Source organism: Streptomyces sp. NPDC060198, assembly GCF_042728415.1.
In the GTDB taxonomy this organism is placed as follows: Bacteria; Actinomycetota; Actinomycetes; order Streptomycetales; family Streptomycetaceae; genus Streptomyces.
Map to the genome: position 1 here is coordinate 1 of NZ_JBHWZJ010000652.1, position 1,811 is coordinate 1,811.

General features: G+C 64.1%; 1 protein-coding gene. It reads left to right on the forward strand.

The window, feature by feature from the left end:
- The first annotated feature begins 278 nt into the window (after positions 1-278).
- Positions 279-1,580, forward strand: coding sequence for a GNAT family N-acetyltransferase (locus ACFWEP_RS34480; RefSeq protein WP_387376224.1), 1,302 nt, complete (start codon positions 279-281; stop codon positions 1,578-1,580).
- The last annotated feature ends 231 nt before the right edge of the window (positions 1,581-1,811 follow it).

Sequence of the window (1,811 nt, forward strand, 5' to 3'; positions counted from 1 at the left end):
GGTGTACCCGGTCGGGGGCCTTCAACCTGCGCGGTGGGTGTGGGATTTGAACCCACCTGACATCGCTGCCACGACGGTTTTCAAGAGCGTTCTGCGGGTTGCCGGTCCAAGCCCGTGACATGAGCATAAGGGTCCGACACTGCCTGAAGGCGCTCTTCCTGGACAGAAGTTGGCCGACCGCGACCGCTAGTGACCCTTTTCTCGAAACGTCCTTCCCTATGCCCGCATGGCCGCAATGATCGGTTTGACCTAGTGGCTAGAGCTACGGAGCGACGCACATGACCGAGCGGACTACCTATCTAGACTCTGATTTACGCGATCGTCGCGCCCGAAAGATTAAGGTCCGGGCTTCCCGCTGGTACGCCACGGTCGAGCTCGACCGCGATGAGTATGTCTACGCTGCGACCTCACTGGGGCACGACACTGCACTGCCCGCCGCCTTCACGGAAGCAGTCGACAGGCTGCGAGACGCAGCCATCGACCGCATCTGGTACGACGGCTACCCACACGGCTTCTCTTATGGGACTGGCCCGAGTTCGGTCATCCTGTTCGTACAGTTCCGATACGTCGATGCCGCAGTCGCAGCGCTGCGAGCAGCTGAGCTCGACCGCGATTACGGCGGGCTTCATGCCCTCGCCGACCGACTGACGCTACCCGTCGACGACTGGCTAGCTCCCGGCGAGCGAGAGCTAGTCCGGGGTGTCGACTTCGATGCGCAGCCCGGCGATTTCCTGAAATTCCTGCGAGGCAAGGCCAAGCAACGCGGACTGCGCCTCAACGGTCGGGCAACCGCTGGCAGCGTATGGGTCCGCCCCGTGTTGCCCCCCATCCAGAGGCTCATCCGGGAAACGCATCCCGAGCAGTATCCCGCGTGGGTGGATCGCTGGACTGGGTACGCCGAGCCTGACGATGCCCCTCTCCGCCCTTGGGTAGGCGGCCGGGACCAGGGTCTCAGCTACGGCTCCAAACCTGTGCAGTTTCAGGAGGTGCGAATGCCGAGCGGCGGCGCTTGCCCCTGCGGCATGAGCCTGGGAGAGCCCTGGGACCGTGGTAAGGAACACACCAGTCACCACGCGTCGTGGGCGTTCGGCGTCCCGGTGCCCAAGAACCTTGAGTGGTGGGGTGACTGCGCTGTCGTGACGACAGAGGCGTCGATCGCATGGCGGAGGCTGGCTTACCGGATGGCGCGGATCCCGCGACAGGAAGGCCACTACGACTTCAGTTCGTGGTCCCACGTCGATGAGCCCGAGGTGTCCTCGGACAATATGAGGGCGTATCTCTTGAAGGCGAACGGGTACGTCATCGGCTACCTGGCCGCCCATGACACCAGCGATCACCGCGCTTGGGATCTGATCGACGGGTCACATTACGGCGATGAGGACGACACCCAGCGTCCACGCATCATCCTGATCTGGGTGGCGGACGCGTACCGATGCCAGGGAGTCGGTGCCAAGCTCGTGCAAACACTCGCATCCCATTCCGGGTGCCAGGTCGCCGACGTGTCCTGGTCAAGCCCGATCAGTGACGCTGGCCGGCATCTCGCCCGCAGTCTCTCACCCGATGGCATCTGGGTCAGCTGACCCGCGCGAGGGCCTCCTACCTGATGGGCCCGCGTGATGCGAAGCAGGCCGTTCCATCACGAGATAGCTGAGCGCCAATCGTCGCGGACTGCTGCGCCGTCAGATAGGCCCGAAACACGTGCCGTTGTCAGCCCCCCCCCGTTATGTTTTTCGCGGTCCTGCAACGGGGCCGCTGGCCTCCGGGCCCGGCATGACTGTGTCCCCCTGTCGAAGGCATGACCTGGGGGGTGG